23 protein-coding genes are annotated in these 21901 nt (G+C 67.8%); 16 read left to right on the top strand and 7 right to left on the bottom strand.

From position 1 onward, the window contains the following. The 9 genes from JHC36_RS00870 to modC all read left to right on the top strand — a co-directional run. On the top strand, window positions 1-623 hold a 623-nt coding region (locus JHC36_RS00870), incomplete at its 5' end, for an FAD-binding oxidoreductase (RefSeq protein WP_287914679.1). A 145-nt stretch (window positions 624-768) separates the two neighbouring features. Next, on the top strand, window positions 769-1611 hold the full coding sequence (locus tag JHC36_RS00875) for a thymidylate synthase (protein WP_287914681.1): 843 nt from the start codon (window positions 769-771) through the stop codon (window positions 1609-1611). A gap of 115 nt (window positions 1612-1726) precedes the next feature. Then, complete coding sequence (locus tag JHC36_RS00880; protein WP_287914683.1) at window positions 1727-2227, top strand: dihydrofolate reductase; 501 nt, start codon at window positions 1727-1729, stop codon at window positions 2225-2227. A 10-nt stretch (window positions 2228-2237) separates the two neighbouring features. Beyond that, window positions 2238-2849, top strand: coding sequence for a DUF4337 domain-containing protein (locus JHC36_RS00885; protein ID WP_124223287.1), 612 nt, complete (start codon window positions 2238-2240; stop codon window positions 2847-2849). 63 nt (window positions 2850-2912) lie between these two features. Continuing rightward, on the top strand, window positions 2913-3710 hold the full coding sequence (locus JHC36_RS00890) for an exodeoxyribonuclease III (protein ID WP_124223285.1): 798 nt from the start codon (window positions 2913-2915) through the stop codon (window positions 3708-3710). Between the two features lie 47 nt (window positions 3711-3757). Beyond that, window positions 3758-4882 carry a helix-turn-helix domain-containing protein gene (locus tag JHC36_RS00895; RefSeq protein WP_287914687.1) on the top strand — a complete coding sequence of 375 codons (1125 nt, stop codon included), beginning with the start codon at window positions 3758-3760 and terminating at the stop codon, window positions 4880-4882. A 10-nt stretch (window positions 4883-4892) separates the two neighbouring features. After that, entirely contained in the window at window positions 4893-5675 is a 783-nt protein-coding gene (gene modA, locus JHC36_RS00900) for a molybdate ABC transporter substrate-binding protein (RefSeq protein ID WP_287914689.1), read from the top strand. Beyond that, window positions 5672-6382, top strand: a complete 711-nt coding sequence (gene modB / locus JHC36_RS00905) for a molybdate ABC transporter permease subunit (RefSeq protein WP_287914691.1) — start codon at window positions 5672-5674, stop codon at window positions 6380-6382. Before modA ends, modB begins: the two co-directional genes overlap by 4 nt. Beyond that, on the top strand, window positions 6379-7446 hold the full coding sequence (modC, locus tag JHC36_RS00910; RefSeq protein WP_287914693.1) for a molybdenum ABC transporter ATP-binding protein: 1068 nt from the start codon (window positions 6379-6381) through the stop codon (window positions 7444-7446). The genes modB and modC overlap by 4 nt, the downstream gene beginning before the upstream one ends. Here modC and JHC36_RS00915 read toward each other — a convergent pair. From JHC36_RS00915 to JHC36_RS00925, 3 genes are read right to left on the bottom strand one after another with little or no spacing between them, the layout of a single operon-like run. Further along, window positions 7361-8278 (bottom strand): ABC transporter substrate-binding protein, encoded by a 918-nt coding sequence (locus tag JHC36_RS00915; RefSeq protein WP_503006730.1) that lies wholly within the window; start codon window positions 8276-8278, stop codon window positions 7361-7363. The genes modC and JHC36_RS00915 overlap by 86 nt on opposite strands. Further along, window positions 8275-9012: an ATP-binding cassette domain-containing protein gene (locus JHC36_RS00920; protein ID WP_287914695.1), complete on the bottom strand. Its 738-nt coding sequence runs from the start codon at window positions 9010-9012 to the stop codon at window positions 8275-8277. Before JHC36_RS00920 ends, JHC36_RS00915 begins: the two co-directional genes overlap by 4 nt. Next, window positions 9009-9752, bottom strand: coding sequence for an ABC transporter permease (locus JHC36_RS00925; protein ID WP_287914697.1), 744 nt, complete (start codon window positions 9750-9752; stop codon window positions 9009-9011). Before JHC36_RS00925 ends, JHC36_RS00920 begins: the two co-directional genes overlap by 4 nt. Window positions 9753-9840: 88 nt before the next feature. Between JHC36_RS00925 and JHC36_RS00930 the strand changes: the two genes are divergently transcribed. The 3 genes from JHC36_RS00930 to JHC36_RS00940 all read left to right on the top strand — a co-directional run bounded on the left by JHC36_RS00930 (window position 9841) and on the right by JHC36_RS00940 (window position 13565). Next, complete coding sequence (locus JHC36_RS00930; RefSeq protein WP_287914699.1) at window positions 9841-10995, top strand: substrate-binding domain-containing protein; 1155 nt, start codon at window positions 9841-9843, stop codon at window positions 10993-10995. A 180-nt stretch (window positions 10996-11175) separates the two neighbouring features. Then, complete coding sequence (locus JHC36_RS00935) at window positions 11176-11793, top strand: TRAP transporter small permease subunit (RefSeq protein ID WP_287914701.1); 618 nt, start codon at window positions 11176-11178, stop codon at window positions 11791-11793. Further along, the gene (locus JHC36_RS00940) at window positions 11793-13565 is read left to right on the top strand and encodes a TRAP transporter large permease (protein WP_287914724.1); all 1773 of its coding nucleotides are present in this window, start codon (window positions 11793-11795) and stop codon (window positions 13563-13565) included. The genes JHC36_RS00935 and JHC36_RS00940 overlap by 1 nt, the downstream gene beginning before the upstream one ends. A 161-nt stretch (window positions 13566-13726) precedes the next feature. Here JHC36_RS00940 and JHC36_RS00945 read toward each other — a convergent pair whose 3' ends face one another. From JHC36_RS00945 to JHC36_RS00960, 4 genes are all read right to left on the bottom strand, one after another. Beyond that, window positions 13727-14806: a TRAP transporter substrate-binding protein gene (locus JHC36_RS00945; RefSeq protein ID WP_287914703.1), complete on the bottom strand. Its 1080-nt coding sequence runs from the start codon at window positions 14804-14806 to the stop codon at window positions 13727-13729. Between the two features lie 301 nt (window positions 14807-15107). Then, window positions 15108-17030, bottom strand: a complete 1923-nt coding sequence (gene dxs, locus JHC36_RS00950) for a 1-deoxy-D-xylulose-5-phosphate synthase (protein WP_287914705.1) — start codon at window positions 17028-17030, stop codon at window positions 15108-15110. A gap of 15 nt (window positions 17031-17045) precedes the next feature. Continuing rightward, on the bottom strand, window positions 17046-18026 hold the full coding sequence (locus tag JHC36_RS00955) for a polyprenyl synthetase family protein (protein WP_287914706.1): 981 nt from the start codon (window positions 18024-18026) through the stop codon (window positions 17046-17048). Further along, the gene (locus JHC36_RS00960; RefSeq protein WP_124224058.1) at window positions 18011-18271 is read right to left on the bottom strand and encodes an exodeoxyribonuclease VII small subunit; all 261 of its coding nucleotides are present in this window, start codon (window positions 18269-18271) and stop codon (window positions 18011-18013) included. Before JHC36_RS00960 ends, JHC36_RS00955 begins: the two co-directional genes overlap by 16 nt. Window positions 18272-18511: 240 nt before the next feature. On the opposite strand from JHC36_RS00960, the gene JHC36_RS00965 reads away from it, so the two are divergent. The 4 genes from JHC36_RS00965 to JHC36_RS00980 all read left to right on the top strand — a co-directional run. Continuing rightward, window positions 18512-19651 carry an aromatic ring-hydroxylating oxygenase subunit alpha gene (locus JHC36_RS00965; RefSeq protein WP_287914710.1) on the top strand — a complete coding sequence of 380 codons (1140 nt, stop codon included), beginning with the start codon at window positions 18512-18514 and terminating at the stop codon, window positions 19649-19651. A gap of 57 nt (window positions 19652-19708) precedes the next feature. Next, window positions 19709-20596, top strand: coding sequence for a DMT family transporter (locus JHC36_RS00970; RefSeq protein ID WP_124224056.1), 888 nt, complete (start codon window positions 19709-19711; stop codon window positions 20594-20596). A gap of 12 nt (window positions 20597-20608) precedes the next feature. Beyond that, the gene (locus tag JHC36_RS00975) at window positions 20609-21466 is read left to right on the top strand and encodes a sulfurtransferase (RefSeq protein WP_287914715.1); all 858 of its coding nucleotides are present in this window, start codon (window positions 20609-20611) and stop codon (window positions 21464-21466) included. 18 nt (window positions 21467-21484) lie between these two features. Then, window positions 21485-21901 (top strand): U32 family peptidase (locus tag JHC36_RS00980; protein ID WP_287914718.1); only part of this gene is annotated, 417 nt, incomplete at its 3' end.

The following is a 21901-nucleotide window of genomic DNA, read 5'->3' on the forward strand; positions in this document are numbered from 1 at the left end:
ATTTCCCGCAGCTCGAGGTGCCGCTGTCGGGCAGCGCGCCGTGGTTCGTGCTGCTCGAACTCAGCGACGCCGAGTCCGAGGCCCATTCGGCGGCGCGCTTCGAGGCGCTGCTCGAGCCCGCGCTGGCCGAGCGCTGCGTACTCGACGCGGTGGTGGCGGGCAACCTGAACCAGTCGCGCCACCTGTGGCATCTGCGCGAAAGTATCCCGCTCGCGCAGGCAAAGGAAGGGCTCAACGTCAAGCACGACATCGCCGTGCCGATCTCGCGTATGGCCGACTTCATCATGGAGACCGACGCCGAGCTCGCAGCCGCCTACCCCGGCGTGCGGTTCGTGGTGTTCGGCCACCTCGGAGACGGCAACCTGCACTACAACGTGCAAGCGCCCGAGGGCAGCGACCCCGCGGAATTCCTGGCCCGACATGAAGCCGACATCAACCACCGCGTCTATGAGGCCGTGCAACGCCACGGCGGCTCGATCTCGGCCGAGCACGGCATCGGCGCGCTCAAGGTCGATCTGCTGCCACGCTACCAATCCCCGGTCGCCCTCGAGCTGATGCGCGCCATCAAGCGCGCGCTCGACCCCACCGGCCTGCTCAACCCAGGGCGGGTGGTGCGCAATTGAAGGCAACACTGAACAAGGTCCCGTGAAGGCGCGCGCCCGCCCGCGGGATGGAATGCGCGGCGCGCGAAGGACTTATTCAGCGTCGCCCTAAGCACGCCCCTCTATACTTTGCGGCCACCCTCCGCCTCGTGCCGCCTGCGCCGATATGTCGAACGACACCCCCACCACCATCCCCACGCCCTACGAAGACCTAATGCGCCTCGTGCATGAGCGCGGCGTGTTCAAACCCGACCGCACCGGCACGGGCACCAAGAGCATTTTTGGTCACCAGATGCGTTTCGACCTGCGCGCGGGCTTTCCGCTCGTCACGACGAAGAAGGTGCATGTCAAGTCCATCATTTACGAACTGCTGTGGTTTCTGCGCGGCGACTCGAACGTGCGCTGGCTGCAGCAGCACGGCGTGACGATCTGGGACGAATGGGCGCGCGCCGATGGTGAGCTCGGGCCGGTCTATGGCGTGCAGTGGCGCAGTTGGCCCACGCCCGATGGCGGGCACATCGACCAGATCGCGCAGGTCATCGAGACGCTGCGCACCAATCCCGACAGCCGGCGCATCTTGGTCAGCGCCTGGAACGTGGCCGACCTGCCCAAGATGGCGCTGATGCCCTGCCACGCGCTGTTTCAGTTCTATGTGGCGCCAGCGCCCGAACCCGGTGGCCGCGGCGTCTTGAGCTGCCAGCTGTACCAGCGCAGCGCCGACATCTTCCTCGGTGTGCCCTTCAACATCGCCAGCTACGCGCTGCTCACCCACATGGTGGCGCAGCAGTGTGATCTCGATGTGGGCGACTTCATCTGGACCGGCGGCGACTGCCACCTCTACAGCAACCACGAAGAGCAGGTGCGGCTGCAACTGAGCCGCCAGCCCTTCCCGCCGCCGCAACTGCGCATCCGCCGCCGGCCGCCGTCGATCTTCGACTACAGGTTCGAGGACTTCGAGATCGTCGGCTACCAGCACCACCCGGCGATCCCTGCGCCGGTGGCCGTGTAGGCGTGCTCTCGCGCCGGCAGTTCTGGGGGCTGGTCGCGCTCACGCTGATGGGCGCGATGGCCGCCGTGTTGCTGTCGCCGCGCACGCCCAGAACCGCCCCCGTCGAGGACGCCCGATGACCCGTTTGAACCTGATTTTTGCGCGCGCCGCCAACGGCGTGATCGGCAAGGACAACGCACTGCCCTGGCACCTGCCCGAGGATCTGGCGCACTTCAAGCGCACCACGCTCGGGGCGCCGGTGATCATGGGCCGCAAGACCTGGGAGTCGCTGCCGCCACGCTTTCGGCCGCTGCCGGGCCGCACCAACATCGTCCTCACCCGTCAGCGCGACTGGGCCGCCGACGGCGCGCAGACGGCGCACACGATCGACGAGGCACTCGCGCTGTGCGGCGACGCGCCCGAAGCCTGGGTGATCGGCGGCGCCGAACTGTACCGACAAGCACTGCCGCAGGCCGCGCGCGCGGTGGTGACCGAGATCGACGCCCCCTTCGCGGGCGACGCATTTGCGCCAGAATTCGGCCCCGGATGGCGCGAGGCCGCGCGCGAAACACACACCGCCGCCAACGGCCTGCGCTACCACTTTGTCACCTACCTTCACGATTTTTCGGAAACCTGAGGAAATCACGATGTCCGGACACGGCTTTCACGTCCACGGCCCGCACGATCATGAGCTTGAACACGCCGTGCAGGGCGCGCACGACGAGCACGGAGCGGGTCACGGTTCCGGCGCCGACAAGCGCATGACCAACCAGATCGCCATGTTCACCGCGGTCATGGCAACCGTCGGCGCGATTTTTGGTTACATGGCCGGCGCGACACAGGCCAACGCGGGTCTCTACAAGAACGACGCGGCGATCAAGAAGACCGAAGCCTCGAACCAGTGGAACTATTACCAGGCCAAGAGCAGCAAGCAGAACCTGGCCGAACTGGCGCTCGAACTCGTGCCCGAACCGCGCAAGGCGTTCTACCAAGAGGAAATCAAACGCTACAAGAGCGAGAAGGCAGAGATCAAGGCCAAGGCCGAGGCCCTCGAAGCCGAGGCGAGCGAGTGGGACCGCAAGAGCGACGAACAAATGCACCAGCACCACCGCTGGGCACAGGCCACCACGGCGCTGCAGGTGTCGATCGCGCTGGCGGCCATCGCGCTGCTCACGCGCAAGAAGTGGCTCGAGTGGGCCATGTTCGCCATGGGTGGGCTGGGCGTGTTGGTGGGCGTGCTCGCGGCGCTGCACGTCTGAGCCTCCGCTTCGATTTCAATAGCAACGAGGCGCCGGAACACGCCGGCATAACCGCACAAACACATGAAACTCGCCACTTGGAACATCAACTCGCTGACGGTGCGGCTGCCGCAGGTGCTCGATTGGCTCGCGGCGCAGGCGGCTGCGGGTGCGCCGGTGGACGTGCTGGCGCTGCAGGAGCTCAAGCTCACGGACGACAAGTTTCCGCATGAGGCGCTGCGCGCGGCGGGCTACGAAGCGGCGGTATTCGGCCAAAAAACCTACAACGGTGTCGCGCTGCTCAGCCGCACGCCGCTGGCCGACGTGGTGCGCAACATTCCGGGTTTCGACGACCCGATGGCGCGCGTGATCAGCGCCACGGTCGCCGCGCCGTTCGGGCCGATGCGCGTGGTGGGCGCCTACTTTCCCAACGGGCAAGAGCCCGGCAGCGACAAATTCGCCTACAAGCTGCGCTGGCTCGATGCGCTGCGCGACTGGCTGCGCGCGGAGCTCGAACGGCACCCCCGGCTCGTGCTGATGGGCGACTTCAACATCACCTTCGACGACCGGGACGTTTGGGACCCGGTGGGGCTGGCCGGCACCATCCACTGCACCGAGGAAGAGCGCGCCAAGCTGCGCGCGCTGACCGAACTGGGCCTCGTCGACGCCTTCCGCTTGTTCGAGCAACCCGCGAAGACCTACAGCTGGTGGGACTACCGGCAGCTCGCGTTTCCGAAAAACCGCGGCTTGCGCATCGACCACATTCTGGTGAGCCAACCGCTCGTGCCGCGGGTGACCCGCTGCACCATCGACCGCGCGCCGCGTAAAAATCCGCAGCCGAGCGACCACGCGCCCGTGGTGCTCGAGTTGGCCGACGGCTGAGAGGCTGAGCATCTGACGCGGCACCATCCTCAACCAGAGTCCGATCGATGCTTGCTTCCTTGCCGCCCACCTCCCCCACCGCCGAGCGGCGCCTGACGACGATCGCGGCGGCCCGCGCGCGCGTGCTCGACGGCGGAGCGCTGCCCGATGCGGCTGCGGGGGCGATCGAGCCCTGGATCGAGCGCTCCTGGCGGCGCTGCCTGGCGCAGGGCTTCGAGCCCTCGCGGCGCGTCGCTTTCGACACCGTCTCGCGTGCGGTTTTGCGGCAGACGCTCGAAGCCAACCACGCGCTCATCGAAGCGGCCCGCCCGGCGCTCGAGCGGCTCTCCGAAGCGATGGCGCGCACGCGCTATTTCGCCCTCCTCACCAACGCGCAAGGCATCGTGGTCGACACGCACGGGCCGATCGACGCGCGCGACCCGCGCGCCGCGGCCATCACCCGCATCGGCGCCGATCTGTCCGAGGCAGCGGTTGGAACCACGGCGATCGGCGCGGCGTTGATCGAGCAGCATCCAGTCTGGCTGCACCGGGGCGAGCATTTCTTCGAGGACACCTCGGTCTACAGCTGCGCCGGTGCGCCGCTCTTCGGTCCGGACGGGCGTTGCCTGGGCATGCTCGACCTCACGGGCATCGACGCGGTCGAGCGGCCCGAGCTGCGGCATCTGGTGGCGCGAACCGCGCGTGGCATTGAAAACGCCCTGGCGCTGCGCCAGCCCCATGCCTTGCTGCTGCGCCTGAACTGGCCCGGTCAAACCCTGGGCAGCGACGACGACGGTCTCGTCTGCCTCGATGCCGATGGCCGCGTCACAGCTGCCAACAGCACCGCGCGCACCTTGCTGCCGCTGCTGGGCAGCGAACCCGACGCCCACGCCGAAACCCTGTTCGCGACCCCGCTGTCGGCCCTGTTCGACGCGGCGCGCCGGCACAAGGCAGCGCTGGATCTGCCGCTGTGGTCGGGCTTGCGGCTGCAGGCCTGGGTTCATGCGCGCGAGCACGGCGCCGGCACGCCCACGCCCGCCGCCGGTGAAGCCGAAAACCTGAGCCTCAAAGACCTCGAGTTGCACCTGATCCGCAAGGCCGTTGCCGATGCGCGCGGCAATGTGCAACAAGCCGCGCGCACGCTGGGCATCAGCCGCGCCACGGTTTACCGCAAACTGCGCCAAAACGGCTGAACCGGGACCGATGCAACGCTCGCTTCGCTTCCTCCTCGTCCGGGTCGTCTTGGCATTCGCGGCTTCGTTTGGCGGCGCCACCCAGGCCGAGACGGCGCGCGTGGCGGCCGCTTCGGACTTGAAGTTTGCCTTCGACGAGCTCAAGCCTTTGTTCGAGCAGACGCATCCGCCACACCGGCTCGAACTCATCATGGGCTCGTCGGGGAAGTTTTTTCAGCAAATCCACCACGGCGCGCCATTCGACCTGTTTTTTTCGGCGGACGTGGACTTGCCCAAGCAACTCGTCGCACGCGGCAAGGCAATCACGCCCGTGACCACCTACGCGTTGGGTCGCATCGTGCTCTGGAGCGCGAAAGTGGACGCGAGCCGGCTGCGGCTGCAGGACCTCGAGCGCTCGGAGTTTCGCAAGATCGCGATCGCCGCGCCCGACCACGCGCCCTACGGCGCCCGCGCCAAGGAAGCCCTGCAGGCGAGCGGCGTCTGGCCCAAGGTGGAGTCGCGTTTGGTCTTTGGAGAAAACATTGCGCAAACCGCGCAGCTCGTGGACCAGCAGGCCGCCGAGGTGGGCATCCTCGCGCTGTCACTGGCGCTGAGCGAGCCGCTGCGCAAGAAAGGGGCCTATGCCCTGATTCCGCAGGAGCTGCACCAACCGCTCGAACAAGCCTTTGTGCTCACCACGCACGGCCAGAACAATGCCGCAGCGCGCGCCTTTGCCGACTTCATGCGCAGCGCCGCCGCACGCCGGGTAATGGTGCGCTATGGCTTTGTTCTGCCCGGAGAGGCGGCGCCATGAACCTGGCGGCAACGACGCTCGGGCTCACGGCCGACGAATGGCTGGCGATCCGCCTTACCGCCGAACTCGCCGCTGCAACCACCTTGATCTTGTTGCTGCTCGGCGCGCCGCTGGCCTGGTGGCTCACGCGCAGCGCATCGCGCTGGGCAAACCTCGTGTCGGCCGCAGTGTCGCTGCCGCTGGTGCTGCCGCCGACGGTGATTGGTTTTTACCTGCTGATCGCGCTCGGCCCAGAGGGCTTCATCGGCCGCACGCTCGAGCGGCTGGGCGCACACCACCTGGCCTTCAGCTTTGGCGGCATCTTGATCGGCTCGGTGATTTATTCGCTGCCGTTCGCGGTACAACCGCTGCGCGAAGGCTTCGCCGGCATCGACCCCAAGCTGCTCGACGCCGCAGCCACCCTGCGCGCGCGCGGCCTCGACCGCTTTTTTTCCGTGGTGCTGCCGCTGTCGCGCAGCGGCATACTCACGGCGGTCGTGCTCAGCTTTGCGCACACGGTCGGCGAATTCGGGGTGATCGCGATGTTGGGCGGCAACATCGCGGGCGAAACCCGTGTCGTCTCCATCGCCATCTACGACCACACCCAGGCCATGGAATACGCCGCTGCGCACCGGCTCTCAGCCGTGCTGCTGGGCTTTTCGTTCGTCACGCTGCTGGCCTTCTACGCCCTCAACCAGCGGGCCTTGCGCCCCGCCAAACTGGGATGATTCAAGGCCATTTGCAGCTGCAGCGCGGGGCGTTCCTGCTCGACACGGGCGCGTTTGCGTTCGAGGCCGACGGCGTGACCGCGATCTTTGGTCGATCGGGCTGCGGCAAGAGCAGCCTGCTGCGCGCCATCGCCGGGCTCGACGCCGACACCCGCGGGCGGCTGACCGTGCGCGGCGAAGTCTGGCAGGACGGTCGCTGGGCGCGTCCCGTGGCCGAACGCGACATCGGCTTCGTGTTCCAGGACGCCGCGCTGTTTCCGCACCTGAGCGTGCGCGGCAACCTGCGGTATGCGCTGCGGCGCGCACCGCATGCGCCGAGCGACGCGCTCGAGGCGGTGGCCGAGCGCGTGGGCATTGCTGCCTGGCTCGACCAGGCCGTGACCACGCTCTCGGGCGGCCAGCGCCAGCGCGTGGCCATCGCCCGCGCCTTGCTGATGCAGCCGCGGCTGCTGTGCATGGACGAGCCGCTCGCTGCACTGGACTGGCGCGCCAAGGCCGAGTTGCTGCCGCTGATCGACGAACTGGCGCGTGAAACCGGCGTGGCGGTGCTTTTTGTGACCCACGCGCCGGTCGAAGTCGAGCGGCTCGCCACGCGCGTGCTGTTCATGGCCGATGGGCGGATCGAGCGCATCGAGCCCTTGCAAGCGGCGCTGGCGCGGCCCGACTCGCCGCTGTTTGCCGAAGAAGGGCCGGTCACGGTGCTGCAAGGCGGGCTGCAGCCCAGCGGCATCGACGGCCTGCTGCGCTTCGATGCCGAGGGCGTGCCCTTCCTGCTCGTCGCCAGCGCCGTGGCCGCCGCTCCCCGCGCGAGCCGGCTGCGCGTGCTGGCGCGCGACGTGGCGCTCGCGGTCGAGCCGCCGCGGGGCCTGAGCATGCTCAACCAACTGCCGGTGACCGTGCAGGCGCTGCATCCAGCCGAGGCGGGCCGCGTCACGGTCGCCTGCGGGCTCGCCAACGGCCACACGCTGCTCGCGCAGCTCACCGCGCACTCGGTGGCAATGCTCGGCTTGCAGACCGGCCAAGCGGCCTGGGCGCTTGTGAAGTCGGTGGCGCTGGTCGACTGAAATCCGGCCCGAGGTTCGATGGGAAGAACACCGGTTCGCCGCCGATGCGGTAGCTCGCGATGGCGGCTTGGCCCTCGGGGCTGCTGAGCCAATCGACGAAGAGCTGCCCCTCGCGGGCCCGCACCTGCGGGTGCAAGGCCGGGTTGACCCGCATGACGTGATAGCGGTTGCGCAGTCGCTGGTCGCCTTCGACGAGGATTTTCAAGTCCGCGCGGTTGCGAAAAGCGAGCCAGGTGCCGCGGTCGGACAGCACATAGGCGCCGAGCGCAGCGGCCATGTTGAGCGCCGGCCCCATGCCGCAACCGCAAGCACGCCAGCCCCGGCCGCGGTTCTGCGGCGAGCCGGTCAGCGCCCAGTAGCGTTGCTCGGCTGCATCGGTGCCGCTGCGGTCGCCGCGCGAGATGAAGGGCGCGTCGGCGCGGGCGATGCGGGCCATGGCGACAGCAATGTCGGCTCCGGCCACGCCCGCGGGGTCGGCAGCGGGGCCGATGAGCACGAAATCGTTGGCCATCACGGGCCGGCGGTCGATGCCCTGCCCTTCGGCGACGAAGCGCGCCTCGGCCGCTTCATCGTGCACCAGCACGACGTCGGCGTCGCCCCGGCGCGCCACGTCCAGCGCCTGACCGGTCCCCAAAGCCACGACTTTCACCTCGATGCCGGTGGCACGTTTGAACGCGGGCAACAGCACGCCAAACAAGCCGGACTGCTCGGTGGAAGTGGTCGAGGCAAGCACGAGACCAGCGGCCCACAGCGGCAGCGGAACTATTAAAAAAATAGCAACAAACCACCATTTCACGCAGGAATGCGGCGCATTGGTTCCAAAAATACTCAAGGAAGCTCTCCTTTGAGGAAGGCGTGTGCCTCGGGGTGCGTCTGCCGCAGCCGCTCGGAGTCGAAGAACACATCCACCGGCAGATCGGCCCGCACGCGGCCGCGTTCGAGGTAGATCGCGCGCGTGGCCAGCCGCTTGACCTGGCCGAGGTTGTGGCTGGCAAACACCAGCGTGCGCGGCAGGCCGCCGGGGTCGCTGGCGCTGGCCCAGGCGTCCATCAGCGACTCGACCTCGCGCTTGGCGTGCGGGTCCAGACTCGCGGTGGGCTCGTCGAGCAGCAGCGTCTGCGCCCCCGTGGCCCAGGCCCGCGCGAGCGCGAGCCGCTGCTGCTGCCCGCCCGAGAGCGTGGTCGCCCGCCGCCCGGCCAGCTCGCCCAGGCCCACGCGCGCGAGCGCCTCTGCGGCCTGGGCGCGCGCCGCGCTCCAGGTCCGCCCCTGCAGCCACAGCCCCAGCGCCACGTTGTGCGCAGCGCTCGCCCGCAGCATGAAGGGGCGCTGGAACAGCATGGCTTGCCGCTGCGGCGCGCGCCAGACCGACCCGCCGCTCGGCTCGACCAAGCCGTGCAGCAGCCGCAGCAGCGTGCTCTTGCCGCTGCCGTTGGCACCGACCAGCGCCACGCGCTCGCCCGCGACAATCTCGAGCTCCACGGCATCGAGCGCGCGCACCGCACCAAAGCACACGCTCGCATCCTGCAGCCGCAGCACCGGCGGCCTCGCCCCGCGACGATCCGTCATGGCGCAGCCCCGGCCACCAACGCCGGCGCCGCGCACCGTGCCTCGTGACGCGCGCCCAGCAGCGCGAGCAGGCCGACCAGCCCGTGCAAGGCCAGCACCACCGCCAGCAAAACCAGCCCCAAGGCCAGCGCCAGCGGCAGGTCGCCCTTGGAGGTTTCGAGCGCAATCGCAGTGGTCATGACCCGGGTGTAGCCCTCGATATTGCCGCCGACGATCATCACCGCCCCGACTTCGGACAGGGCGCGCCCGAACGCCGTCACGCCCACCGTCAGCAGCGCCGCCCGCTCGTCCCAGGCCAGCAGCAGCGCCCGCATGGCCGTGCCCGCCCCGAGCGAGCGCAGCTGCTCGCCGTGGCTGCGCTCGGCGTCCTCGACCACCTGCCGCGTGAGCGCCGCCACCACCGGCAGCACCAGCACCGACTGCGCCAGCACCATGGCCTCGAAGCTGAACAACCAGCCCAAAAAGCCAAGCGGCCCCGAGCGCGACAGCAGCAGATACACGCACAGCCCCACCACCACCGAGGGCAACGCAAGCGCGGTGTTGAGCACCGCCAGCACCAGCCGCCGCCCCGCAAACCGCGCCACACCCAGAGCGGCGCCCAGAAAGAGGCCGGCGGCGCCGCCGAGCGCACACGCCAGCGCACTGACCGCGAGCGACCGCCCGACGATCGCCCACAGCGCCGGGTCAGGCGTGACGAGCAGCGTCCAGGCGGTGGCAAGGCTGGCAGTGAGGGTCGACATGGGCGAGCGTCGGGGTACGGGCGCGAGTGGTCAGGGGAGTGGTGGGGTATGGTAGGAAGCTCTGTGACTTCTGACGATATGTCCGCTCATGCATAGGGTTGCGCTTCACTACACGCTGCACACCGGCGAGGACGACGTCGCGCGCGGCGTGCAGCACCCGCTCTCGACGCTGCTGGGCGCCGTGGCCGACGCGGGCTCGATCTCCGCGGCGGCGCGCCGCATCGGTGCGTCGTACCGACATGGCTGGGGCGCGCTCAAGCGCTGGGAAGCCGAACTCGGCCAGCCGCTGGTGCACTGGGAACAAGGCCAGGCGGCGCGGCTGACCGACTTTGCCGCCAAGCTGCTGTGGGCAGAGCGGCAGGCGCAGGCGCGGCTGGCGCCGCAGATCGAGGCCCTGCGTGGCGAACTCGAGCATGCGTTTGCCGCCGCCTTTGACCCCGAAGTGCAGTGGCTCGCGCTGCATGCCAGCCATGACGAGGCGCTGGTCGCGCTGCGCGCCTATGCCGCACAACAGGCGGGCCTGCATCTGGACCTGCGTTTTACCGGCAGCGTGGACGCGATCCGCGCGCTCAATGAAGGGCGCTGTCTGCTGGCGGGCTTCCATGGGCTCGCGCAAGCGCCCCGCCACAGCGCCACCGCGCGGGCCTATCGGGCGCGGCTCAAGCCCGGGCAGCACAAGCTCATCGGCTTTGCCTGCCGCACGCAGGGGCTGATCGTCGCGCCCGGCAACCCGCTGCAGCTGCACACGCTGCGCGACGTCGCCGCGCGCGCGGTGCGCTTCGTGCAGCGCAGCCCCGGCTCGGGCACGCGGGTGCTGCTGCAGGAGCTGCTGGCGGCCGAAGGGCTGCCCGAGGATGCGCTCGCCACCCTGCCGCGCGGCGAAACCACCCACAGCGCCGCCGCCGAAGCCGTGGCCGCGGGCGCCGCCGACGCGGCCTTGGGCATCGAAGCCGCGGCGCGGCAACGGGGCCTCGGCTTCGTGCCGCTGGCCGAGGAGCACTACCACCTCGTGTGCCTCAAATCCGCGCTGGAGCAACCCGCCGTGCGTGCGCTGCGCGCGCTGCTCGCCGCCCCGGCTTGGCAGCAGCAGATGGCGCAATGGCCCGGCTATGCCCCGCTGCACTGCGGTGACGTGCTGAGCCTGCGGCAGACGCTCCCCTGGTGGAATTTCAGAAGAAAGGAGCATGATCCCGGCGTGAAACGGGCATCTTCTGCTATCACATTAGAAGCGCCAAGGCGATGATAGGCCGCGAGACCTTGCCCTAGGGCTTACCCTGAGGCTTTCAAATTTATCGCGTCGCGGCTTTGAATTTTCATCGTCGCGCGCGACCGGCCCGCTCTTAAAATCGTCGGACTTTGCCCCGCCCACCCCGGCGGAGGGAAGCGGCCCGGGCACCCCCGGTTTATTCACGATGGAGACACCATGAATTTCCTCTTGACCCTCTCGAGGCGGATCGACCGCTTCACCGAGTTCATTGGCCGCAGCGTCGCGTGGCTGGTTTTGGCCGCCGTGCTCATCAGCGCGGTCAATGCGATCGTGCGCAAGACGCTCGACATCGGCTCCAACGCTTTCCTGGAATTGCAGTGGTATCTGTTCGCGGCGGTGTTCATGCTCGGCTCGGGTTACACCATGATGCGGCAGGAGCATGTGCGCATCGACGTGCTCTCGGGGCGTCTGTCCAAACGCGCGCAAATTTGGATCGACATCATCGGCATCACCTGCTTCCTCTTTCCCTTCGTGTTCATGATCATCAAACTCGCGATGCCGTTGGTGATCAACGCCTATCAGACGGGCGAGATGTCGTCGAACGCCGGGGGCCTGATCCGCTGGCCGGTGTTCGCGCTGCTGCCGCTGGGCCTGCTGCTGCTCGGCATCCAGGGCGTGTCGGAACTCATCAAGCGCATCGCCTTCCTCCAGGGCCTGATCCCCGACCCAACGGCCAAGCAAGGCGCCAAGAGCGCCGAAGAGGAACTCGCCGAGTTCCTGCTGCAAAAGGAAGTCGCCGCCCGTGAAGCCGCGCAGCAAGGAGGCAAGGCATGATGGAATTCCTCACCGCGAACATGGCGCCGATCATGTTCGCCTCGCTAATCGTTTTCCTGCTGTTCGGCTACGCGGTGGCGTTCTCGCTGGCCGCCTGCGGCCTGTTCTTCGGGCTCGTGGGCGTCGAGCTCGGCATGATCAACCCCTCGTTCCTGCAGAGCCTGCCGCTGCGCATGTTCGGCATCATGCAGAACGACACGCTGCTGGCCATCCCGTTCTTCACCTTCATGGGGCTGATCCTGGAGCGCTCGGGCATGGCCGAAGACCTGCTCGACACCATCGGCCAGCTCTTTGGGCCGATCCGCGGTGGCCTGGCTTATGCGGTGATTCTGGTCGGCGCCATGCTGGCCGCCACCACCGGCGTGGTCGCGGCTTCGGTGATCTCCATGGGGCTGATCTCGCTGCCCATCATGCTGCGCTACGGCTACGACCGGCGCATCGCCTCCGGGGTGATCGCCGCGTCCGGCACGCTCGCGCAGATCATTCCGCCTTCGCTGGTGCTCATCGTGCTGGCCGACCAGCTCGGCCGCAGCGTGGGTGACCTGTATGCAGGCGCTTTCATTCCGGGTTTCGTGCTCACCGGGCTCTACATCGGCTATGTGCTGCTGGTGAGCCTCATCAAGCCCTCGGCCGTGCCTGCGTTGCCGCTCGAAGCGCGCACCATCCGCGAAGACGATGGCAGCACGGGGATGCGCTCGGTCGGCGTGCTCGCGCTCATCTCGGTGGGCTGCGCGGTCGCATTCGCCAAGACACGCGACGCCACCATGCCGCTCGACGAAAAAATCGTGCTCTCGATGTGCGTGGGCATGGCTGTCGCGTTCGTCGCGGCTCTGGCCAACAAGAGCTTCAAGCTCGGCCTGCTCTCGCGCATGGCCGAGCGCGTGACCTTCGTGCTCATTCCGCCGCTGGCGCTGATCTTCCTCGTGCTCGGCACCATCTTCCTGGGCATCGCCACCCCCACCGAGGGCGGCGCCATGGGCGCGCTGGGCGCGCTCATCATGGCCATCAGCCGCCGCCGGCTCGACCTCGGCCTGATGCGTCAGGCGATGGACAGCACACTCAAAGTCTCGGCGCTCGTGCTCTTCATTCTGATCGGTGCCACCGTCTTCAGCCTGGCGTTCCAGGGCGTGGACGGCCCGATCTGGGTCGAGCATCTGCTCTCGGGGCTGCCAGGCGGACAGATCGGCTTTCTCATCGTGGTGAACGTGCTGGTGTTCTTCCTGGCGTTCTTCCTCGACTTCTTCGAGCTGGCCTTCATCGTCATCCCGCTGCTCGCACCGGTGGCCGACAAGCTCGGCATCGACCTCGTCTGGTTCGGCGTGCTGCTGGCGGTGAACATGCAGACCTCGTTCATGCACCCGCCCTTCGGCTTCGCGCTCTTCTACCTACGCAGCGTCGCTCCGCATGAGGACTACATCGACAAGGTCACGGGCAAGCCCATCAAGAAGGTGCGCATCGAAGACATCTACTGGGGTGCCGTGCCCTTCGTGCTCATCCAGATCATCATGGTGGGGCTTGTCATTGCATTCCCCGGCCTCGTCACCAGCGGCGTGCACAAGGGACCGACCGTCGACGCCGACAAGGTGTTCCAGCAACTCGAAGTTCAGATGGATCAGGCCAGCGACGCCGCGACACCGCCACCAGCGGCCGACTTCGGCCAGCCGCCTGCCAGCGCCCCCGGCACGGACGCTGCAGCGCCTGCGCCCGCCGACGATCCGATGAAAGCCTTGAACGACGCGATCAAGGCCGACGCGGCCGGCAAGAAGCCTTGAGGCCCCCCGGGTGCGCCGCCCATTCGGCGGCGTCCGTGGTGTTCCCCTAGCCTGGGCTTCGCAAATGCCCACAACAAAGGCCCCACAAAAAAGCCCCGCAGGTGCGGGGCTTTTCTTTGCGTGGGCCCGACCGATCGTCGCGCCCGCAGGCATGACGATGCTCAGAGCTTCTGACGCTGCATGAAGCTGTCGAAAGCCATCTCGGTGAAGCGGAACCAAAGGTTCTGATCCCGCCGGAAGGCCGAGAAATCGGCGTAGATCTTCTTCCAGGCCGGGTTGCTGGCGCTGAGTTCGGCGTAGATCTCTTCGGCCGCCTTGAACGCGGCATTCATCACGTCGGCCGGGAAGGGATGCAGCTTGGTGCCTTGGCTCACCAGGGTCTTCAGCGCGCCCGGGTTCTTGGCGTCGTACTTGGCCTGCATGTCGGTGTGGGCGTAGGCCGCAGCGGTTTCGATCATGGCCTTGTACTCGGACGAGAGCCCGTCGTACGCTTTCTTGTTGACGAACAGCGTCAGCTGGGGGCCACCTTCCCACCAACCGGGGTAATAATAATGCGACGCCACTTTGTTGAAGCCGAGCTTCAGATCGTCGTACGGACCGATCCACTCGGCGGCGTCGATGGTGCCTTTCTCGAGCGACTGGTAAATCTCGCCGCCGGGAATGTTCTGCGGCACCGCGCCGATGCGCTCGAGCACCTTGCCGCCGAAGCCGCCGATGCGCATCTTCAGACCCTTCATGTCGGCCAGCGACTTGATTTCCTTGCGGTACCAGCCGCCCATCTGCGCGCCGGTGTTGCCCATGGGGAAGTTCACGATGCCCACGTTGGCGTAGAACTCGCGCATCAGGCTCAGACCGTTGCCCTGATACATCCAGGCGGTCATCTGGCGGCTGTTGAGGCCGAAGGGAATCGCGCAATCCAGCGCGTAGGTGGGATCCTTGCCGAAGAAGTAGTAGGGCGCGGTGTGCGCCATCTCCACCGTGCCGTTCGAGGTACCGTCGAGGACGCCGAACGGAGGCATCAGCTCGCCGCCGGCGTGCACGGTGATGGTGAACTTGCCACCCGACAGCACACCGACCTTTTTGGCAAACACTTCGGCCGCGCCAAAAATGGTGTCGAGCGACTTGGGGAAGCTCGAGGCGATGCGCCAGCGCATGGCCTGTTGGGCATGCACGGCCGGGGCCACGCCAGCAGCCAGCACGCCAGCAATGCCGGCGTGTTTGATGAGGGAACGACGATCCATAAAAAGGGTCTCCTGTCAGTAGGGGAACAAACCGGAACGGGCACAGCCTTCCCGGTGACTTTGTCGGTCAGCGCGCATTGTAGGAAAGCCCCCGGGCACGCCGGGCCGGGTTTTCCCGCGCCATGGCGGCCCGGGCACCGCTTTTTGCCGTTTTCTTGTGTTCGCGCAAGGCAGAAGCACCATTGGTCACGTGCGCGTTGACGAGATTTCAAACGCGGTCGTCGCCACGCCGCGACAGCCGAGGCCGCAGCGCGTCCGCAGCCGGGATGCGCGACGCGCAAGGAGCTTGTTCAGCGTTGCCCTAAGCAACCGCCTTGAGGCCCGGACGCCCGCTGCCCACGAGCGCGCCAAAGCGGCTGCGGATGGATGCCTCGATGCCCGCGGCGTCGAGCCCTTGCAGGGCGAGCAGCTTCGCCGGATCGCCGTGCTCGATGAACCGGTCGGGCAGACCCAGTTGCAGCACGGGGCGCAGCAACCCTGCCGCGTGCAGCGCCTCGCCCACCGCACTGCCCGCGCCCCCGGCGACGCAGCCCTCCTCGACCGTCACGAGCGCCTCGTGCGTGGCGGCGATTTCCTGCAGCAGTTCGAGGTCCAGCGGCTTGGCCCAGCGCATGTTGACCACCGTTGCGTCGAGCCGCTCCGCCGCCTCCAGCGCCGGGTAGAGCAAGGTACCGAAGGCCAGGATGGCCACCCCCTGCGGGGCGCCTTCGCGTTCGGGCTTGGACAGGCGCAGGCGTCGCAGCTCCGCTTTGCCAAAGGGCAGCCCTTCGAGCCCGGGCAGCGGCGCCACCCCCACGCCCGCTCCACGCGGATAGCGCACGGCGACCGGGCCGTTTTGCGCATAGGCGGTCGAGAGCAGCTGCCGGCACTCACGTTCATCGGCTGGGCAGGCCAGCGCCATGTTCGGGATGCAGCGCAAATACGCAATGTCATAGGCGCCCGCATGCGTCGCCCCGTCCGCACCGACGAGGCCGGCACGGTCGAGCGCGAACACCACCGGCAGATTTTGAATCGCCACGTCGTGGATGAGCTGGTCGTACGCGCGCTGCAGAAACGTGGAATAGATCGCCACCACGGGCTTGAGCCCTTCACAGGCCAGCCCCGCGGCGAAGGTGACGGCATGCTGCTCCGCAATGCCGACATCGTGGTAGCGACCAGGGAAGCGCCGATGGAACTCGACCAGGCCCGAGCCCTCGCGCATGGCCGGCGTGATGCCCACGAGCCGCGGGTCCTGCTCGGCCATATCGCACAGCCACTGCCCAAAGATCTGCGTGAAAGTCGGCTTGACCGCTCCCGTGGGCGGCACGATGCCGACCGCCGGATCGAACTTCCCGGGGCCGTGATAGGCCACGGGGTCGGCCTCGGCGAGCTTGTAGCCCTGACCTTTTTTCGTGACCACATGCAGGAACTGCGGGCCTTTGAGCTGGCGCAGGTTCTCCAGCGTGGGAATCAGGGCGTCGAGGTCGTGCCCGTCGATCGGGCCGACATAGTTGAACCCGAACTTCTCGAACAGCGTGGCCGGCCCCACCATGCCCTTGGCGCCTTGTTCGAGCCGGCGAGCCAGCTCGAACAGCGGCGGCACGGGCTTGAGCACGGTGCGGCCGACATTCTTCGCCGCCGCGTAAAACTGCCCACTCATGAGCTGGGCAAGGTAGCGGTTGAGCGCGCCCACGGGCGGGCTGATCGACATGTCGTTGTCGTTCAAGATGACGAGCAGGCGGATGTCCTCCTGCACGCCGGCGTTGTTGAGCGCCTCGAAAGCCATGCCGGCGGTCATGGCGCCGTCACCAATGATGGCCACCGCATGGCGGTCTTCGCCCTTCATCTGTGCCGCGATGGCCATGCCGAGCGCCGCAGAAATGCTGGTCGACGAATGCGCCGTGCCGAAGGTGTCGTATTCGCTCTCGGTGCGCTGTGGAAAGCCCGAGAGCCCGCCGAGCTGGCGCAGCGTGGCCATGCGCTCGCGCCGCCCCGTGAGGATCTTGTGCGGGTAGGTCTGATGGCCCACATCCCACACCAGCCGGTCGCGCGGGGTGTCGAACACGTAGTGCAGCGCGATGGTGAGTTCGACGGTGCCCAGGTTGGAACTCAAATGCCCGCCGGTGCGCGCCACGCTCTCGAGCAGAAAGCTGCGCAGCTCATCGGCCAGCGGCTTGAGCTGGGCACGCGGCAGCCGCCGCAAATCAGCCGGATCCTGGATCGTTTCGAGCAGCGTGTGGATCATGGATGCCTCAAAAGCTCAATGTTCCCGCCGCACCATCGCGTCGGCCAGTGCAGCCAGCGCCGAGAGTTGCGCCTGCGGGCAGGCCCGCTGCAGTTCGGACAGCGCGTCGAGTGCATGGCGGTGCAGCTGCGCCGCCTCGGCGCGCGCGCCCTCGAGCCCGAGCAGCGTCACGAAGGTGGGTTTGTTCGCGGCGGCGTCCTTGCCCGCGGTCTTGCCGAGCGTGGCCGCATCGGCCGTGACGTCGAGCACGTCGTCGACGATCTGAAACGCCAGGCCCACCGCCTCGCCAAACGCGCTCAGTGCCTGCCAGGCGGGCGTCGCGGACGCCAAGCCCGTGGCCGCCGCGCCCAGGAGCACACTGGCCGTGAGCAGCGCGCCGGTTTTCAGGCGGTGCATGTCGCGCAGCGTTGCGGCGTCGAGCGTGCGCCCGACGCTTGCGAGGTCGATCGCCTGCCCGCCCGCCATGCCCGCATGGCCCGCGGCGCGCGCCAGCAAGCCGCACAGGCGGGCCTGGGTGGCGGGCGCGTGCGCGAGGCGCGGGGGCGTCACCGCCTCGGGTGGTGTCTGGGTTGGCGTGCCGGGCGACGCCTCGGGCGTGAGCAGCTCGAAGGCGAGCGCCTGCAGCGCGTCGCCGGCGAGCAGCGCGCCCGCCTCGCCGTAGCGCACATGCACCGTGGGCTTGCCCCGGCGCAGCACGTCGTCGTCCATGCAGGGCATGTCGTCATGCACCAGGGAATAGGCGTGGATGAGCTCGACCGCACACGCCGCGCGCAGCGCCGCATCGTCTTCGGGGTTTGCACCGAGGGCTTCGGCGCTGGCGAGCACCAGCAAGGGCCGCAGGCGCTTGCCACCATCGAGCACCGCATACCGCATGGCCTCGCCCAGACCCGCCGCGGCATCTGCCGGAACCCAGGCTTCGAGCGCGGCTTCCACGCGGGCACGCCGCGCCTCGGCCCAGGCCGAAAAATCGAAGCCGCCGCTCATGACGCCGTCCATGGCTTGATCGCGCCTTCGTCGAGCACCTTGACCTGGTCTTCGACCGCCTGCAGCCGTTCACGGCAAAACGCGAGCAGCGCCGCGCCCCGGCGATACGCGCCCAACAGTTCCTCGAGCGGCAACTGGCCCGATTCGAGGCGGGCGACGAGCTGCTCGAGCTCTTCGACGGCCGACTCATAGGTCGCAGGCAAGGGTCGCTCAGCGGGGGCTTTCTTGGCAGCGGGTTTGGCAGGAGTTTCGGACATGACGGCAGCTGGGGAAACCAGGCATTTTACGGCGGCCGATCTGGAAAAGGGACAAACCCGAGCGCCCCGGGTACAATCGACCCCCCTTCGGAGGTCGGCGCAGCCGGCCTTTTTCGCGCCAAGGCTAGGGCAACACTGGATCAGTTCCCGCGATGGCGCGCGGGACTTGTTCAGCGTTGCCCTAGGCAGCACAGCGCCCACCCTGCCCCTTCATAGGGGGAGTCTCTAGGTCAGGTCATCATGTCTGATTTAAGTCTTCAGCTCCAGCAGGCAAACAGCCAACTTCCAGTGTCCAGCTACTTCGACGAGGCGCTTTTTACGCGTGAGATGGAACGGCTGTTCCAACGCGGGCCCCGTTATGTGGGTAATGCCCGCGCGGTTCCCGAGCCGGGCGACTACTTTGCGCTGCCCCAAGAGGGCGAGGGCCGTGCGCTCGTGCGCCAGGCGGACGGCACGGTGGCACTGGTGTCGAACATCTGCCGCCACCGCCAAGCCATCATGCTCAAAGGCCGCGGCAACCTCTACACCGAGGCGAAGGGCCATGCCGGGGGCAACATCGTCTGCCCGCTGCACCGCTGGACATACTCGGCCGCGGGTCAGCTCGTGGGCGCGCCGCACTTCGCGCAGGACCCCTGCCTGAACCTGAACAACTATCCCCTGCGCGAGTGGAACGGGCTGCTGTTCGAGGACAACGGGCGCGACATCGAGGCCGACCTCGCCGGCATGGGGCCGCGCGCGCAGCTCGACTTCAGTGGCTTCGTGCTCGACCATGTCGAACTGCACGAGTGCAACTACAACTGGAAGACGTTCATTGAGGTCTACCTCGAGGACTACCACGTCGGCCCCTTCCACCCAGGCCTGGGCCACTTCGTGACCTGCGACGACCTGCGCTGGGAGTTCGGGCGCGAGTATTCCGTGCAGACCGTGGGCGTCTCGGCCGCGTTCGACCGCCCCGGATCGGCCGTCTACCGGCGCTGGCATGAGCAGCTCCTCAAATACCGCGGCGGCGTCAAGCCCGAGCGCGGCGCGATCTGGCTCACCTACTACCCGCACATCATGGTCGAGTGGTATCCGCATGTGCTCACCGTCTCCACGCTGCACCCGGTGAGCGTGAACAAGACCCTCAACATGGTCGAGTTCTACTACCCCGAGGACATCGCCGCCTTCGAGCGCGACTTCGTCGAAGCCCAGCGTGCGGCCTACATGGAAACCTGCATCGAGGACGACGAGATCGCCGAGCGCATGGACGCGGGCCGCAAGGCGCTGCTCGATCGTGGCGACAACGAGGTAGGCCCCTACCAGAGCCCGATGGAAGACGGCATGCAGCATTTCCACGAGTGGTACCGCGCCGCCATGGGCATCAAACCCGTGCAAACTTGATCGCACAACCTGACCACTCCACGCTGGGGTTCGGGGTTTTTTCCTGAAATTGATGCCATGCAGGCCGCGTGGATGGTCGTCGCCTCGCTGATGTTCGCGCTCATGAGCGTGTGCATCAAGTTTGCGTCGGCGCATTTCAACGTTGCGGAAATCGTCGCCTGGCGCGGCGCGATCGGCATCGCCTTCATGGCGGCATGGTGCCGCGCGCAGGGGGTGAGCGTGCGCACCCGAGTCCCGATGATGCATGTCTGGCGCAGCGTCGTCGGCGTCCTGTCGTTGGCGAGCTGGTTCTACGCCATCGCACACCTGCCCCTGGCCACCGCCATGACGCTCAACTACATGAGCGGCGTCTGGGTGGCCGCCTTTCTCGTCGGCGGCACGTTGGCCATGGGGCGGTTGCAAGACCTTGCGCGCCAGGGACCCATCGTGCTCACCGTACTGGCCGCCTTCACCGGCGTGGTTTTGCTGCTGCGCCCGACGATCGAACAGAACCAGTTGTTCGCCGGGCTCATCGGCCTGCTTTCGGGGCTGGGCGCGGCGTTTGCCTATCTGCAGGTCGCCGCGCTGGGCCGCGTGGGCGAGCCTGAAGCCCGCACCGTGCTCTATTTCTCGGTGGGTGCGACTCTGGCGGGCTTCGTCGGCATGGCCTTCACCGGCACCAGTCCCTGGACCTGGCCGCAGGCGCTTTGGCTGCTGCCGATCGGGGTGCTCGCCGCGCTCGGGCAACTTGCGATGACCCGGGCCTATACCCGCGGCGCGACGCTGGTCGTGGCCAATCTGCAATATTCGGGCATCGTCTTTGCGGCGCTGTTCGGCCTGTGGCTGTTTGGTGACCGCATCGCGCCCATGGGCTGGGCCGGGATGGGCATCATCGTGGCGAGCGGCATCGCCGCAACCGTGCTGCGCGCCCGTGCACTTCCCAACCCACCCGCCGAAGAACACTGAGCTTTGGATCCTATGTTCAACACCCTGATCTCCGTTGTCGAACTGCAATCCCTCATCGCGAGCGGCCGCCCGGTCGCGCTGTTCGATTGCAGCTTCGACCTGGCCGACCCTGCGGCGGCGGACCGGCTGTTTGCCGAGGCCCATCTGCCCAGCGCCCAGCAGGCGCATCTGGACCGCGACTTGAGCGCCCATGCCGGCGACGCCCGCGAAAGCGGCGGTCGCCATCCTCTGCCGACCCGGGCGGCTTTTGCGCAGTGGATCGGCGCGCACGGCGTGGGCCCAGACACGCAAGTCGTCGTCTATGAGCGCAGCGGCGCCAATTTTTGCGGACGGCTGTGGTGGATGCTCAAATGGCTGGGGCATGAGGCGATCGCGGTGCTTGACGGCGGGCTCGCGGCCTGGCAAGCCGCGGGTGGCGCGATCGAGCGTGGCCCCGCGGCACGCCCGGTGCCCCGCCGCTTCGAGGCTGGCGAAGCGCGCGCCCGACTCGTGTGCACCGAAGCCGTCGCGCGCGACCTCGGCCGCCCCACGCAAACCCTGATCGACGCGCGAGCCCCCGCGCGCTTTCGCGGCGAAGTCGAGCCGCTCGACCCGGTGGCCGGGCACATCCCCGGCGCGCTCAACCGGCCATTCACCGAGAACTTCACGCCCGACGGGCGCTTCAAGCCGGCTGAGCAATTGCGCGCGGAGTGGACGGCGCTGCTGGGCCTGCGATCGGCGCCGACCGTCGTGCACCACTGCGGCAGCGGCGTGAGCGCCATACCCAACCTGCTGGCGATGGAAATCGCGGGTTTTCCGCGCACGGCGCTCTACGCGGGCAGCTGGAGCGAGTGGTGCAACACGCCGGGCCTGCCCGTCGCCCGAGGCTAGCCCAACCAGGAGCCGAGCATGAAAGCCCCCGAACTGCTGCTGCCCGCCGGCGGCCTCGAGCGCATGCGCACCGCCTTCGACTTCGGTGCCGACGCGGTCTACGCCGGTCATCCGCGCTATTCGCTGCGCGCGCGCAACAACGAATTCAGCAAACTCGAGCAGATCGCGCAAGGCATCGAGGAAGCCCATGCGCGCGGCAAGAAGTTCTTCCTCACGAGCAACCTGCTGCCGCACAACGACAAGGTGCGCACCTACCTGCGCGACATCGAGCCCATCATCCATATGCGCCCGGACGGCCTCATCATGGCCGACCCCGGCCTCATCAGCATGGTGCTCGAGCGCATGCACGAAGGGCCGTGGCCCGAGGTGCCGATCCACCTCTCGGTGCAAGCGAACACGCTCAACTCCGCGGCGGTGAAATTCTGGCAGCGCATC

Source organism: Tibeticola sp. (assembly GCF_022759015.1).
GTDB classification, from domain to species: Bacteria; Pseudomonadota; Gammaproteobacteria; order Burkholderiales; family Burkholderiaceae_C; genus Tibeticola; species Tibeticola sediminis.